12 protein-coding genes and 2 tRNA genes are annotated in these 14,995 nt (G+C 66.8%); 3 read left to right on the top strand and 11 right to left on the bottom strand.

What is annotated here, in order from left to right; all coding sequences use genetic code 11:
• From ACRYJK_RS03455 to thyA, 3 genes are all read right to left on the bottom strand, one after another.
• Entirely contained in the window at window positions 1–1,005 is a 1,005-nt protein-coding gene (locus ACRYJK_RS03455) for an alpha-ketoacid dehydrogenase subunit beta (RefSeq protein WP_482667389.1), read from the bottom strand.
• 59 nt (window positions 1,006–1,064) lie between these two features.
• Window positions 1,065–2,372: a thiamine pyrophosphate-dependent enzyme gene (locus ACRYJK_RS03450; protein ID WP_482666184.1), complete on the bottom strand. Its 1,308-nt coding sequence runs from the start codon at window positions 2,370–2,372 to the stop codon at window positions 1,065–1,067.
• Between the two features lie 88 nt (window positions 2,373–2,460).
• The gene (gene thyA, locus ACRYJK_RS03445; protein ID WP_482666183.1) at window positions 2,461–3,393 is read right to left on the bottom strand and encodes a thymidylate synthase; all 933 of its coding nucleotides are present in this window, start codon (window positions 3,391–3,393) and stop codon (window positions 2,461–2,463) included.
• Between the two features lie 142 nt (window positions 3,394–3,535).
• Between thyA and ACRYJK_RS03440 the strand changes: the two genes are divergently transcribed.
• Window positions 3,536–3,994: a JAB domain-containing protein gene (locus ACRYJK_RS03440; RefSeq protein ID WP_482666182.1), complete on the top strand. Its 459-nt coding sequence runs from the start codon at window positions 3,536–3,538 to the stop codon at window positions 3,992–3,994.
• Between the two features lie 53 nt (window positions 3,995–4,047).
• Window positions 4,048–4,124: transfer RNA gene (locus ACRYJK_RS03435), tRNA-Pro, on the top strand.
• Window positions 4,125–4,442: 318 nt separating this feature from the next.
• Here the strand turns inward: ACRYJK_RS03435 and ACRYJK_RS03430 are convergent.
• The 8 genes from ACRYJK_RS03430 to ACRYJK_RS03395 form a co-directional block, all read right to left on the bottom strand.
• Window positions 4,443–5,093, bottom strand: coding sequence for a response regulator (locus tag ACRYJK_RS03430; RefSeq protein WP_482666181.1), 651 nt, complete (start codon window positions 5,091–5,093; stop codon window positions 4,443–4,445).
• On the bottom strand, window positions 5,090–5,962 hold the full coding sequence (locus tag ACRYJK_RS03425; protein WP_482666180.1) for a sensor histidine kinase: 873 nt from the start codon (window positions 5,960–5,962) through the stop codon (window positions 5,090–5,092). The genes ACRYJK_RS03430 and ACRYJK_RS03425 overlap by 4 nt, the downstream gene beginning before the upstream one ends.
• A 206-nt stretch (window positions 5,963–6,168) precedes the next feature.
• A complete protein-coding gene (locus ACRYJK_RS03420; RefSeq protein ID WP_482666179.1) occupies window positions 6,169–6,744 on the bottom strand; it encodes a hypothetical protein in 576 nt (191 codons plus the stop codon).
• Between the two features lie 853 nt (window positions 6,745–7,597).
• Complete coding sequence (locus tag ACRYJK_RS03415; RefSeq protein WP_482666178.1) at window positions 7,598–8,476, bottom strand: HpcH/HpaI aldolase/citrate lyase family protein; 879 nt, start codon at window positions 8,474–8,476, stop codon at window positions 7,598–7,600.
• Window positions 8,477–8,503: 27 nt separating this feature from the next.
• A tRNA-Ile gene (locus tag ACRYJK_RS03410) sits at window positions 8,504–8,579 on the bottom strand.
• 62 nt (window positions 8,580–8,641) lie between these two features.
• Window positions 8,642–9,610 (bottom strand): polysaccharide deacetylase family protein, encoded by a 969-nt coding sequence (locus ACRYJK_RS03405; RefSeq protein ID WP_482666177.1) that lies wholly within the window; start codon window positions 9,608–9,610, stop codon window positions 8,642–8,644.
• 49 nt (window positions 9,611–9,659) lie between these two features.
• A complete protein-coding gene (locus tag ACRYJK_RS03400) occupies window positions 9,660–11,108 on the bottom strand; it encodes a histidine kinase dimerization/phospho-acceptor domain-containing protein (RefSeq protein ID WP_482666176.1) in 1,449 nt (482 codons plus the stop codon).
• Window positions 11,109–11,291: 183 nt separating this feature from the next.
• Window positions 11,292–12,608: a hypothetical protein gene (locus ACRYJK_RS03395; RefSeq protein WP_482666175.1), complete on the bottom strand. Its 1,317-nt coding sequence runs from the start codon at window positions 12,606–12,608 to the stop codon at window positions 11,292–11,294.
• Window positions 12,609–12,772: 164 nt separating this feature from the next.
• Here ACRYJK_RS03395 and ACRYJK_RS03390 point away from each other — a divergent pair, with 164 nt between their 5' ends.
• Window positions 12,773–14,992, top strand: coding sequence for a coiled-coil domain-containing protein (locus ACRYJK_RS03390; RefSeq protein WP_482666174.1), 2,220 nt, complete (start codon window positions 12,773–12,775; stop codon window positions 14,990–14,992).
• The last annotated feature ends 3 nt before the right edge of the window (window positions 14,993–14,995 follow it).

The following is a 14,995-nucleotide window of genomic DNA, read 5'->3' as shown; positions in this document are numbered from 1 at the left end:
TCAGTCCTTCAGAATTTTGTTGAGAGCGGCGGCGATGCGCACCGGGCCGGGGAAATAGGCCCACTCGAGGCTATGCGGGTATGGGGTGTCGAAGCCGGTCACGCGCTGCACCGGCGCTTCGAGCGCATAGAAACAGCGCTCCTGCACCAGCGCCGACAGTTCCGCGCCGAAGCCGGACGTCCGCGTCGCTTCGTGAACGATCAGGCAACGCCCGGTCTTCTTCACCGACGCTTCGATCGTGTCGATGTCGAGCGGCACCAGCGTGCGCAGGTCGATTACCTCGGCATCGACGCCCTCCTGCTCGACCACCGCCAGCGCCACGTGCACCATCGTCCCGTAAGTGAGGATGGTCAGCGCGTCACCCGCGCGAACCACGTTCGCTTGGCCGAGGGGGATGCGGTAGTAGCCCGACGGCACCGCGCTCGCCGCGTGCTTCGACCATGGCTCGACCGGGCGATCATAATAGCCCGAGAAGGGACCGTTGTAGATCCGCTTCGGTTCGAAAAAGACGGTCGGATCATTGTCTTCGATCGCAGCGATCAGCAGGCCCTTAGCATCCTGGGGCGTGGACGGGATGACCGTCTTGATCCCCGCCACATGGGTGAACATCGCTTCGGGCGACTGGCTGTGCGTCTGTCCGCCGAAAATGCCCCCGCCGAATGGCGAGCGCACCGTGATCGGCGAGATGAAATCGCCCGCCGAACGATAGCGCATCCGCGCCGCCTCGCTCACCAGCTGGTCGAGGCCGGGATAGATATAGTCGGCGAACTGGATCTCCGGCACCGGGCGAAGGCCATAGGCGGCCATGCCCACCGCCACGCCGACGATCCCGCATTCGTTGATCGGGCTGTCGAACACGCGCTGCTTGCCGTGCTTCTTCTGGAGGCCCGCGGTCGCGCGGAACACGCCGCCGAAGAACCCGACGTCCTCGCCAAAGATGACCACCGACGGATCGCGTTCCAGCATCACGTCGAGCGCGTCGTTGATCGCCTCGATCATGTTCATGGTGCGCGTTTCGCCCTGCCCGGCCTCGGGTGCCACAACGTCGATCGCTACATCCTCGCTCACGCCGCGCCTCCCGCGCCGAATTTGGCTTCCCGTTCGGCGAGGCTCTGCGCGCGTTGTTCGGCGAGGTGCCATGGCACGTCCTCGAACACATCCTCGAACATCGTCTGGAACGGCTGGTGGAGGCCGTGGCCGAGGATGCCGTTCTCCTCCGCCGACTTCTGCGCGAGCTTCACCTCGTCGGCGAGTTCGCGGGCGAGCGCGTCGTGGCGCGCCTCGTCCCAGGCGCCGAGCGTGATCAGGTGATCCTTGAGCCGCAGCACCGGATCGCCGAGCGGCCACAGCGCGAACTCCTCCTTTGCGCGATAGGCGCTCGGATCGTCGGAGGTCGAATGGCCTTCCGCGCGATAGGTGAAATGCTCGATCAGCGTCGGCCCCGCGTTGGTGCGTGCGCGATCCGCGGCCCAAGCGGTCGCGGCGTAAACTGCGAGCGGATCGTTGCCGTCGACGCGCAGGCCCGCGACTCCATAACCCAGCGCGCGCGCGGCGAAAGTCGTGCGCTCGCCACCGGCAAAGCCCGAAAAGCTCGAGATCGCCCACTGGTTGTTGACGACGTTCATGATGCACGGCGCGTTATAGACCGCCGCAAACGTCGCCGCGGCGTGGAAATCGCCCTCGGCGGTCGAACCCTCGCCGCACCACACCGCCGAAATGCGCGTATGGCCTTTCGCCGCGCTCGCCATCGCCCAGCCCACCGCCTGCGGATATTGCGTGGCGAGGTTCCCGCTGATCGAAAAGAAGCCGTGGTCCTTCGCCGAATACATGATCGGCAGCTGGCGGCCCTTCAGCGGGTCCATGCGGTTGGAGTAAATCTGGTTCATCATCGCGACCAGCGGATACCCGCGCGCGATGAGGATGCCCTGCTGGCGATAGCTGGGGAAGCACATGTCGTCCTGCGCCAGCGCCATCGCCGCCGCCACGGCGACCGCCTCTTCCCCGGTCGACTTCATGTAGAAGCTGGTCTTGCCCTGCCGCTGCGCGCGGAACATGCGGTCGTCGAACGCGCGCACCAGCATCATCGAACGCAGCATGGCGAGCAGCCGGTCGGTCGACAGCCGCGGATTCCACGGCCCGCTCGCGCTATGATCGGCGTCGAGCACGCGGACCAGGCCATAGGCATGCTCGCGCATGGTCGACGGGTGCGCCGCGATGTCCGGGCGCCCGGTCTCGCCCACCGCGGGGACGTGTACGTCGCTGAAATCCGGGGTGTCTCCAGGCCGAAAGCGGGGCTCTGGAACGTGCAGCTCGAGCGGCGGCAGATTGTCCGTCCGTTCGCGCCCGCGACCGTTTGGCGCGGGATTGTCCATTCGCTCTCTCTCCAACGATCGCGCGACTTTATGAGTCCGCCGAAACTTCGCGCCGCCCTAGTGTCGCCGCGTCATGCGGGCAAGCACGTCACACCGCAACCGGCGCCGCGATATGCGCCTGTGGTGCGTAGTCATGCACGGCAAAATCCTCGATCCGGTAATCATCGATGCTCGCCGGTCGCCGCAACAGCGCAAGGCGCGGCGCTCCATCCGGACGACGATTAAGCTGCTCGGTCACGAGGTCGGCGTGATTTTCGTAGAGATGCACATCCCCCCCGCTCCAGATCAGCTCATGCGGGACGAGGTCGCATTGCTGCGCCAACATCGCGGTTAGCAACGCGGCGGCGAAGAGGTTGAATGGCAGCCCCAACGCCACGTCGCAGGACCGCTGCGAAAGCAGGCAGGACAGACCACCATCGCTCCGCACGTGAAATTGATAGGTCATGTGGCACGGCGGTAGTGCCATTTCATCGAGCTCTGCGACGTTCCATCCCGTGAACAGGTGCCGGCGGGAGGCAGGGTTGTCCTTCAGTGACGTGACCAGCGCTGCGATCTGGTCGATGCCGGACGGGTCGCGCGCGAAGGATCCGTCACCGCGCTCCACATATTTTGGCCAGTTCCGCCATTGCGCGCCATAGACCGGACCGAGATCGCCCCAGCGCTCCGCGAACCCCTTGTCAGCGATAATGCGCGCCTCGAACGCGTCGCGCTCGATCGGCTCGCCGGTCGCGCGGCGGTAGGTATCGAGCGGCCAGTCGGTCCAGATGTGGACCCCCTGCTCCACCAGCGGGCGAATGTTGCGCTCGCCCGAGAGGAACCACAGCAGTTCCCGCGCGGCGACCTTCCAGTAGACGCGCTTGGTCGTGAGCAGCGGAACACGGCCATGGCGGAGGTCAAAGCGCAGCGTTTCGCCGAACAGGCTGCGCGTACCAACCAGGGTCCGATCCACGCGCCGATCGCCGGCTTCCCAGACGCGCCGCATCAGGTCGAGATATTGCTGTTCGTAATGCTCGCCCGTCATCGCTCGCTCGCTAGGCGCGAACAGTCATCCACGCAACGCGCCAATCCTCGCGGGCAAAACCCGTTGGCCCTCTCCATTCCGGCGCCGTTCTGGACAAGGCTTCGCTTTCGACCCGTGTCGTGAAGCCGCAATGCTCCAGACCGTGCCGCGCGCCGCCCTCGACCCTGCGAGCGATGAAGCTGTCGCCAGCGCGTTTCTGGACATCGCGCATGCGCATTGCGATGGCCCGGTTGAGATCGTGCTGGCGATGGGCTTCGACGAGCGCGGCCTGATTCAGGCCAGCGTAGCCGCGGCCGGTGCCCTCGCAAGCAACAATCATGCGCCGCTCTGTGTACGGCGGGTGCTGGGGGTGCCGCGTGTCGACCGGGTCCTGCTGGCCCACAACCACCCCGATGGGCACGCCCTCCCGACCTCGGCGGACCGCGACGTGACACGACGCCTGGCAGCGATGTGCCGGCTCGGCGGCGCCGTCCTGCTCGAACATTTTGCGCTGGGCAACGACGGCGCTCGCCCGATCATGGCGAGCGCAGGCGCGCTGCAAAGACCCGGGGAGCAAGCGGAAGCTTTAGTGGCTTGCCAGCCCGCGAGCCCCTTCCTATAGGGCGCGCCTGCCTCACGCGGGGCGGCCCCGAAACGGGCCAGTCGGCGTCCGGTCGGGGAGTAGCTCAGCCTGGTAGAGCACTGTCTTCGGGAGGCAGGGGCCGGAGGTTCGAATCCTCTCTCCCCGACCATTTTTGCGCTGATCTGCACCAAGGTTTTCGAGAACTGCCGGTCTCGTCGCGGAGGCGAAATTGGTCGCGAATAGATCTGAGCCTTATCGAGCTGCTTTGTGCTCAAGTTGTGCCGCAAATTGCTCGCGGGTCACCGCCAGGCGGTGCGCCGTGGCCGACCTTTTGCGCTGGCGAACGTGGTGGTGGCGCTGGCATGCGCTCCCGGCCGCAACAGGCCAAACCTGTGATCATTCGCATCAGCCTCTGGACGGGCTGCGCGCGCGAAGCCGAACGCCGCGCTACTTCGCTCCGGGCCGTGCTGTCGCCACGTAGGGTGATTCACGCGTCGCCGCGACGGTAAGCCAATCCCAGGTTATTAGCCTGCCAAGCAGCTTCGGCCCGGCTGGAGATTCCGAGCTTGCTGTAGACCGTCTTCACATAGCTGCCGATCGTCGCGGTGCTAAGGCCGAGCTCCCGCGCCACCTCGGCGTTGCGCAGGCCTCGCCCGAGCAGCCCGAGCACTTGCTGCTCGCGACTGGTCAGCAGCCCCGCGGGATTTTGCGCGGGGCCGGTGCGGCCAAAGTGCTCCATGATGCGGCGCGCGATCGAGGGTGAAAGCGCGGGAATGCCCTCGTCGTGGCGCTTGAGTTGGCCGACCAGGCTTTCGGTCGTTTGGTCTTTGAGCAGGAAGCCTTGCGCGCCTGCGAGCAGTGCACTCACGACATGCGTATCGTCGCTCATCACCGTGGTGACGATGCACTCCGCCTCCGGCTGCTTGGCATGCAGCGCCCGCAGGACGTCGATGCCGGAGCCGTCGGGCAAGCGGAGGTCGATCAGCGCCAGATCGATTTTCTCCGACAACGCGATGCTCATCCCCTGTCGCACTGTGCGCGCTTCGTAGATGCGGCCGATCGCGAACGCTTCGCGCACCACCTCCCTGAGCCAGGCGCGCGTCTCCTCGACGTCCTCGAGGACCAGGACATTCTTCATTGGGCCGGTTCCAGTGGCATTCTGGTGTCGACGATCGTGCCTTCGGGGCCGCTGATGATGGCGAGCGAACCGCGCATCGCCGCCAACCGCTCGCGCCCGTTCGTGAGGCCGCGCCCAAGCGTGACGGCATCGGGGTCGAAGCCCGAGCCATCGTCCTCCACCCGGAGGCGGAGGCAATTGTCGGGGCTGCCCGTGATGCTGACCTCAATCGTCTGCGGGCGAGCGTGCTTGAGGGCATTGCTGACCGTTTCGCGCAGGACCGAGCGTAGCGCGTTGAGCGTCGCTGTCGACACCCGCGCGACCGGGGTGAGGTCGATATGCCAGACAAGGCGCACCCCGGCGAGTTCGGCCGCGTCGGCAATTTCCAGCCTCAGTTCAGCCAGATGCGCCTCCAGCGTCATGTCGTGCTCGCGCCGGTTGCCGACGATGTCGCGCAGTTCCCCGATCGCGTCCCGGATATAGGCATTCTTGCGCGCCGGCTCGTCGCAATGAAGCGCGCGCAGCAGCTGGATGCCGAGGTTGTCGTGCACGTCGAGCTCGATCCGGCCGCGCTCATCGAGCACGCCGCGCTCGAATGCATCGCGGCGCTGAAAGGCGCTGCGCACCGCCACCACCATATGCTCCGTAGCCCGCACGTCGGCGGTACCGAAAAGACGGCGTCCGCGTGCGGCATGGACCAGCAGCAGAGGCGGCAGGGGGCCGACCGCCGGCACTTGCAGCGCCGCGCCGTGATCGAGCAGGCTCGTCTGATCGACCGCCGTCCCCGCTGCGATGGCAGCGGGCCGGAAGGCTCGTTCGAGCTGCTTCATCCATGCGTTTCGCTGATCGCGGGGGTCGGGCATCAGGACCAGGTCCAGCAGCGACTGCATGTCGGCGGCGTCCTCCCCCCCCGCGTCGGCCCAACAGGCGATCGTTGGCCCAATTCCGCAGCGGCAGATAGCCGAGCACGACCGCCAGCAGCGCGATGCTGAACGCGGCGTCGCGGTCCAGATTCACGAATGCAACCAGCGCTGCATCCATCGCCAGCAGCGTGACCGCTCCCAGCAAGTAAAAGAGGGTCCAGAACGACCATCGGTCAAGATCGAACAGCCGGTAGCGGGCGATGGCGACCGCGGGTCCCGGCGTGGATCAGCGGAAAGAAGCCAAAGGCATAGCTTTGCGTGAGCACGACGGGCTGGCCAAAGACCGGTGGGGCGACGATCAGGAGGATCGGGATGCCCGATCCCACCAGCACCGACAGGCCGAACCAGCGCATTGCGGTGCGCGCGGTCGGGTCATGGCGGTTGATCGCATACTGCGCGACGGCCAACACAACGATCGCGACAAAGCTCAGCAGTATGAAGAAAAAGGCACCGACTTGCGGGTTGGGCAGGATGCCGAGGATGTCGGCCCCGATCCAACCGCACTGGACGGCGAAGACGGCCGCTATCCAGCGGTCGCCGACCAGTCGGCAGGGGTAGATCAGCAGCAACGAAACCATTGCCGCACCGAATATGCCCGCGCCGATGTGGTTGCAGGCGGTAAGGAAGCGAAACAGCCCACCCGGCAGCGCCAATTCGCGAGTGGTATAGATGGCGGAGGGATAGGCAGCGATCAGCACTGCAAGGCTGGCGATGGCGAACATCTGGGCGGCGCGATCCGCCGGCCGCATCCGCCACACCCAGGCTCCAACGATGAAGCACAGCAGGCCGACCGCGATCTACAGCCAGAATTCGGGCCCGAGCCGCGACAACCCGCGGGGGGTGGCCGAAAGCGCGACACTGACATCCCCGTATCGCATGATTAGCAGGGGCGCGTCCAGTTGAGCGCGGATGGGGTCCTGCCGCGCAAGGAAAGGTTATACAGTGTATAATCCGTCAGGATGTCGGGCTCGACGGTCCGACCGAACGGAGTGACCTCCAGGAGCGGCGAGCGAACGGGGGAAAAGAGCGTGATCGATGGGGCAGATGTCACGCTCGGAAAGCCAAAGAAAGGCTGGGACGCGGCGTAGGCGACCGCCATCGCCGTCAGCGCCAGCGCCAGCGCAGGCAGAAGTGTAAGAAAAAGCGCCTGTAGAGGCGATAATCGGCTCGCCGCGGCGTCGATCGTCCATCTCCCCCCTGCGGGTCCGACTTCGGCGTCAGTGCACCACGTTTCTGCGACGGATGGCCCATCGGCGATCCTCGAGCACCCCCCAGAACGGGGGATCGCGCCTCCTCCCCCCTTTGCTTGCGCAGCGCGGCAATCCGCGTCGACTCGCGGTAAGCTGGAGCGCAGCGCGATGATATCCTTGCAAAGCAACGGGTCGCTATCGCGGGGACGCTGGTCAGCCGGCCGCCGATGATCCTTGCCAGCGAGCCAACCGCACCGCTCAATGGCGAATGCGGCCTCCCCGTTTCTTCCCTGCTCATCCGCGACGGCGTCACCTACGAGGAGAGCAGCAAGCGACGAGCAAACGTCAACTGGGTTTGTTACCTTCCCCAACCAGTCTCCGCCGTCAGGGCAGACGGAGTCGCGACATAGATTCAGTTACTCTCAAAACTGTAGCTCGCTTCTCGCGCGAGCAGCCGTTCGGCCTGGAGCAGGTGCGGGCGGTCGATCATCTTGCCATCCAGCCCGATCGTTCCGGCGCCCGGCTGTGCCGCAAAGGCGTCGACGATCCGCTGCGCGTACGCGCGTTCTTCGGCTGTGGCGCGAAACGCTTCGTTGATGATGCCAACCTGCGCAGGGTGGATCGCGAGCATCCCAGCAAAGCCCTCCTGCCGGGCACGGCGAGCGGCGCGTTCGAGGCCCGCCTCGTCCTTGAAGTCGGCGAACAGCGTGTCGATCGGCGCAGCGCCGCAAGCACAAGCAGCGGCGAGTGTGAGCGCACGCGCGACGCGAAAGAGGTCGTGAAACTGCCCGTCAGCGTGGCGATTGCCCGTTGCGCCGACCGCGGACGCCAGATCCTCCGCGCCCCACGACATCGCCCGCAGCCGTTCGTCCCGTCCGTCGCCAAAGCTCGCTAGTCGCAGCACGGCCAGGGGCGTTTCGGTCACGATGGCGTGAATCCCGACCGAGGACGCGACACCGGCCTCATCGAGAGCAGCCGCGAACCGCACGATGTCCTCCGCTCCTTCCGCCTTGGGCAGCATGAACCCGTCGAGGTCGCTCTGCGCCAGCGCCTGCACGTCCAGCGGCAGGAGGTCGGAGGTCAGCGGATTGACGCGGACCCAGCGCTCGGCGCGCCCCCGCGGTTGGGCAAGCCACCGTTTCGTGATGCTTCTCGCGGCAGCCTTGTTGTCGACGCTCACGGAGTCTTCGAGGTCGACGATCAGCGCGTCGGCTCCGACATAGTCGGCCTTGGCGAGTTTTTTCTCGCTGTCGCCCGGCACGAACAGCCAGCTTCGGGGGGTGACCTGCATGCGCCGCTCCTTCCGCGAGACAGGCAGTGGTGGGCCCGGAGGGACTCGAACCCCCAACCTAGCCGTTATGAGCGGCCAGCTCTAACCATTGAGCTACAGGCCCTGCCCTGCCGGTCCGGGGCGATAACGCCGTCGGGGTCCTGCGCCAAGATCGCTCTGCAACGCTCAGTGTTCGGCTATGACGGCTCGGTCAATCTGAGAAAGCGATGCCGCCCTGATCCCTGCGCGTGCGCAGTGGTCGAAGATATGATCGAACCACCGGTAGAATTGATCGAGATCGCTGTTCGACCGGACATAGGGCGTGTGGCCGGGGACCAGCGACGGGGAATGAAACGAGATGTTGATCAGCCGCACCCCCGTGTCGATCGCGCTGTCAATCGCCCGCGTCGCGAGCGTGGCCGGATAGCCCTCGGGTGAAATGCTGATCCTCTGCACCAGGCCGGTGCGCGCCGCTGCACTTGCGAGGACTCGCGGCATGCGGTGACAGACGTGTGCGCCGAGCCGTTTTGCCCAGCCGACGTACATGCTCGTCAGCGGCAGTTCGACGATCCGGCGGCCGCGATCCATGAAATAGGGATGGATGGGTGCATAGGTGAAGTCCGGCCCACCCTCCGCGCGATAGTTGAACAGGGGCCGCACCGAACTGTCGAAGCGGAAGCCTGCGCGTGCGAGCAATCCTGTCGTGTTGACCCCGATGCCATAACGTCCCGCGCGATAGGCGATCGCCGACACCCCCAACGCATTGCGGATAAGATCGCGAAGATGTTGAATCTTGGCGAACTCCACCTCTGCCGGCAGATTTCCGGCGAAGCTGTTATAGGTGCTCGTTGCCTCGACATAGGGCGGGGTCACCCAAGGATGCAGATGCGCGCCGATGTCACATCGCCCCGCGACGATCGCATCGCCGAGCGCCTCGATCGTCTCCGCGCGCTGGGCCACCGGCGCGTCGACATAATAGAGCGGCACGACGCCGGACTGTTCGAAGAACCTCTGCCCGCCGCGAAGCGCCGCGATGGTCGAGAGCGAATGGCTTGATCGGCAGAACCCCCCGCCCCAGTCGAACTCTTCTTCCGTGTCGACGGAGACCGAGAAGCGTGCACCAAAGGCTTCGTCAAAGCGGACCGGCTGGTGCATGCTCCCCTCGCTGCTCGGGCAGCCAAACGCGCCGATGCCCTGGCGCTCCTTACTCCTCTACTCGAGAGAAGTTAACTATCGCTTCCCTGTCGCCCAGTTGCGCGTCGCCGCCGGCCAGCCGGCCCTGCACCGCGACCAGCGCCTGTGTGAAATCCCGACCGAAGCGCGTCACGGCTTTTGTGGCCGCATTGTCGTGCGAGCTTACGCAAAGCGATACCACGTCGTCTCGCGTCGTCACCTTCGCTGCGAGGGGTTCGCCCGCCGGGGCAAGGAACTGCTGTACGCGTTCAAGAAGCGATTCGAGCGTCGGCGCATCGGCCCGCACTGGGCTTGGCCCGTCGCCCGTCGGCTGCAGAGCGAAGATTCGGCGCGCATGCTCCGCGAGGTTCTCGACCCCGGTGATGGCTGGCGGCGGCTGCGTGGCCGCGCGCGCAGCGTCGTCCAGATCTTCGAAGGCGCCGCGCAAATTGTCCGCGTCAGCGAGGATCCGCGCCGCGATGTTGCGATAGCCTGCACTGACCGGGCCGAGGAACTGGCCTTCGATCATCTGCGCGAAGCCTTGAATCGCATTCAGTGGCGATCGAAGCTCGTGCATCATCTCCCGAACCGTGGTGGCGACCGAGGGCGGCGCTTCGAGCGGGGACTGCGATCCCGCCAAAGGCGCCAAAAAGCCGCGGTAGCCCGTGAACCGGCCGCTCAATTCGTCGAAAATCGGGTCGGCCGCGATCGACCAAATGTCATAGCTCCCGTCTTTGCCCACGAGCTGGAGCCGTCCGCCGACGATCGGGTCGCGGCGCTCGAAAGACCGTACGACGCCTGCGTCGACCCCCGATGTGTCCGCTGTGGCGAGCTCATCGAGCATGAGGCCGACGAAGCGCGAGCGGTCCGTGCCGGTCAGCCCGCGCACCAACCCGTTCGCATCGGCTACGAAGGGCCGACCTGCCTCAGCACGCGCAAAAGCGGAAATCTGCTCCGCTTTATGGTCGCGCGCACGTCGGTCGCGGTAGCGCTCGATGCGCTGCACCAATTCCGCAATGGGCGTGCCAGCGGTGCGCGGGAGATCGTCGCGCTCCTCCTTGACGCCTTCAACGCGCAAATCCGGCAGGGCAGTATCGCTTGGCCCCAGCGCTGCGAGCGCGCTCACCACCGGCGCGTCGAGGTCGTCACGGCGGCGCAAGCTGTTGCGCGCGACCGGCCCCAGGTCGGCCATAATCGTGAGCCACTGGTCGGTCGGCAACCGTGCGGACGTGAAATATGCAGACGCGACTGCGGGGATGTCGCCCGCCAGAAACACCGCCAGCGCAGGCGAGCGATTGCGCTCCGCGATTGCTCGGGCCGACGCTTCGCGAGCTTTGGGAGCGATCAGCCCTCTCACCAGCGCCAGCGCCGCCAGCGTCCGCGCACTTTCTGTTCGATCAAGCCCCCCCTGCGCGAGGCGGTCGAGCAATTGCGACCACAGCGCGAGCGGGCCTCCGGTTCGGTCGAGATCGAGCGCCATGACCGCGCTCAGGCGATCATCAAATCGACGCGCGGAAGGGGCGGGGTCCATATCGCGGGCGATATAATGAACGTCCCGTTTGGCATAGCGGGCGATGGCGTCGCCGGTCCGACTATGGGACAGTTAAGCGTATTTAATCGGTGGACCGTGGGATGCGATCACGCACCCCACGGTCGCAACCGTTCAGTTCTGGGTCGGACGCGCGGGGGCTGGCGCCGCAACCGGTGCAGCTTGGCCTGCCGTGCCGCTGTTCACGTGCGCCGCCCACAGACGCGCGAGCGCCTGGCGCTGACCGGTGACGGCGTTGAACGCCTCGATCGCACCCGCGCGATTGCCCGCGCGGTAGCGGGTGATGCCGAGACGCGTGTTGATCAGCCCGGTATCCGCCCCGGTCTTGGTGAGGGCGAGGCGGTAGAGTTCTTCTGCCTTCGCAAAATTCCCCCATGACAGATATGCGTCAGCGACGCGGGTCGCGAGCTGCGCGTCCGGGCGGGTCCGGGCGCGCGCTTCGCTTCCGGCGAGCGAGGCCCGGTCTTCGGCAAGCTTGCCGCGCGCCATCGTCTCCATTTCGCGGAAGGTCGTGTCGCCGGCGGGCGCTGCGTTGGCGGCCCGCGCGGCCGCGATCACCTCGACCGCCTCGTTCGGCGCGCCGTCTTCGATCAGGTCGCCGGCATATTCCATCCAGTACCGGCGATCGTTGATCGCATTGGCCGCGCGCATCAGGCGCAAGGCATCGATCGTCCGGCCGCGATCGTCCGGCGTCTGCTGGAGGTAGATCTGCGTCGCCGTGCGGACGTTGAACGCGGTGGGATAGGCTGTCGCGCGCTCGATCAGCAGGTTGAGCAAATCGGCCGGACGGTTGGCGTTCTGAAGCGCCGCTGCCGCGCGGCTGTAAACGCTCTCGGGAGCCGGACGCCCAGCGGCCCGCGCCGCATCGAGCGCCGTCCGGACACGAGCTAGGCCCGCGTCCGTCTGGTTCGAGCGGAACAAAGCGTCGACCACAATCTCTTCCAGCACGGGCTCGGTCGCGCCAAGCTGGATGGCACGCTGAGCACGCGAAGCGGCATTCGCGTAATCGCGGGCATTGTAGGCGATCTGAGAGCCGGCGGTGTAGACCCGAGCCTGATCCGCGGTGGGGATACCGCCCGAATCGATCATCGCCGTCACTGCGGCGGCCTGCCGGTCGGCGAGCTGCTGACCGGACGCGACGCGGAATTCGGACTGCGCAACGATGAACCGTTCATACGGGGTCGTCGCCACCGCACGCAGCGCGGCGATAGCGGCATCCGCCGCTGCCCAGTTCGACGCGGTGATCGCCGTGTTGACTGCAGGATAGGCCGTCTGGAACGCGCGGCTGACCCGCTGTTCCGGCGCCGGCGCGGCCTGGCGGGTCTGTTCGGACTGACGGCGGCTCGATTGCGCGTTGGCCGGCGCGGCCATCGCGACGACCGACGCCCCTGCCAGCGACAAAGCCAGCAACCGCGAAAAGCTGTGAGACACCCTGAATCTCCTTTATCATTCCGGATCGCAACGGGGGGAGCACCGGATCGCTCCCATCCCTGACCTCTCGCGACTGAATGCCGATTGAACCTCGCGACCCTGCCGCGCAACGCGCCTTGTCGCAAGTCACTGGTCATGTCGTCCCGTGACGATAAGATGACGTCATGACGGGGGAGCAGAAAATCGTCGGCCTTTGGCCGGACGAGCCCAGCGCAGGCGGCGAGTTGTCGGCAGCGCAAGACGACACGCACGGCTTCGCGCCCGAGGATTCGGCCGCGCCCCCCGACCGCGACCACAGCGACGGGGCGGTGTCACCACCCCCGCGCGTGGGCTGGCTGATCGCATTCATCGCAGTGGCGTGGATCGGCTGGGTCGGCTCGACCTTGATCGGCGGGGGCGAGGCGCTTTCTGCCCGGACCATCGTCGAACTGATCGGCGTGGCCGCTGCGCCGCTCGCGCTGCTCGCTCTCACTTGGCTACTGAGCGAGCGCGGTTCGGAGCGAGGCGTTCGACGGCAGCTGAACCTGCTGCGCGACTTGCGGCGCGAGCAGGAAGGGTTGGCCCACCGGCTCGATCACGCACGCGACCAATGGTCGCAGATCGTCGGCGAGCTGGAACGCGGCGGGGTCCAGGCCACCAGCTCGATCGAGGGGTCCGCCGAACGCCTGGGTGTCGCCGCGCAGGGGCTGTCCGACCGTGCCGCCATTGCTCTCGACGCGGCCACACGCCTGCGCGGGGAAATGGAGGCGATCGACGATCGCGCGTCCGGGCTCGGTCAGATTCTGCCCCGGTTCGAAGACGGCGCAACGCGGATCGACGCGCTCATCCGCGGCGCCGGCCAGGCCGCCCACCAGCATGGCGCTCAGCTCGAATCGCGGGTGGCGGCGTTGCATCTCGCCGCCGAACAGGCCGAAGCCCGACTGGTGAGCGCAGACGCGGTTCTTGGCGAACGCGCCGCCGCCCTCCCCGGCCGGGTCGATGAATTGGAGCAGCGCGCCCAGGCCGCTGCCACCACCATGAGCCAGACGATCGAACGGCAACGTGAACAGGCGCTCAGCCTGCTGGCCGAACTCAGCGCCGCGATCGATCGCGCGACAGAGGAGAGCGAAGCGGGCTTCGCGCGGTCGAGCGATGCTATCCGGGAGCGTCATGCCCATGCCGTCGCGGAGATCGCGTCGGCGACGCAGACGCTCGATAATCGCGTCGACACGCTCACCGTCGCGGTCACGCGCGCCGACGCGGCAATCGCCGAGGCCGCGCGGCAGGCCGGAGAGGCAGCACGGGACGCCGAGGCGCACGTCGAGCAGCTCGCCGGTAGCGCGCAACAGCATGCACATGACGTCGCGCGACAGGCCGATGCCGCCCGTGCCGCCATTGCCGCGCTGGATGCGGAAACGGCGGGGGCTCTCGGCCGCACTCAAGCCGTGGGCGCGGAAGCTGCACATATACGCGATGCGGTGACCGCCGTTCTCGCGACGACCGACGAAGCGCTGCCGCTCAGCGTTCGACGGTTGAGCGACCACGCGGCGCTGTTGCGCGAAGAGGTCGGGCGGGTCGAAGCGGCGCTCGCCCCCGGGGAGGCCCATGCCGAAGCGATGGTTCGCGCTTTGGCCGAAGCGCTCACCCAAAGCAGCGATGCCGCGGACCGCATCGCCCGCCTTCAGAGCTCGGCGCAGGACATCGAGGCCCGGCTGTCGCTGCTGCCCGCGCTGGGCGACGACGGCCGCGTGGCGGTCGACCAGGCGATTGCGGCCGCGGAGGCGCGGGTCGCGGACTTCAGCGAACGCCAGAGCAGCGCCATCGCAACAGCGTTGCAGCAGGCCCTTGGCGACGCCACCGGCCCGCAGGCGGAGGAACGCTTCGCTGCCGTCGGTGCGCGCGTGGCGGCCTTTGCCGACCGGGCGGAGGACGTTGTCGCGCGCATGGAGGAGCGCGTCGCCCAGCTCGAACAGCGTATCGAGACGCTACGCCAGACGACCGCCGCAGCGCAGGACGACATCGCCCGGCAGAATAGCGAGAGCCTGTCGCTTCAGCTCGAACCGATGCGTGCCGCGCTGGAGGCGTCCGGCGTAGACATCGCGACCCTGCTCGACCACCAGATTTCCGAGCGCGAATGGAAAGCGTACATCGACGGCGAGCATGGGCTGTTCGCCCGCCGCTCGGCCCGGCTGCTACGGCAGGAGGAGGCGTCGGCCTTGCGCGAGCGGTTCGAACGCGACGATCAGTTCCGCGCCGTCGCCAGCCGGTACATCCACGATTTCGAGGCGATGCTTCGCCGCGTCATGGTCGGCGACCAGGGCGGCGGGCTCAGCGCGACGTTGCTCTCCTCCGACATCGGCAAGATCTACGTCGCGCTGGCGCAGGCGATCGACCGCCTACGCTGAGTG

The sequence above is a fragment of the Sphingomonas sp. BLHR8 genome (genome assembly GCF_056821725.1).
Note: the sequence above shows the minus strand (reverse complement) of the source record. Positions and strands in the feature narration are given on the sequence as shown.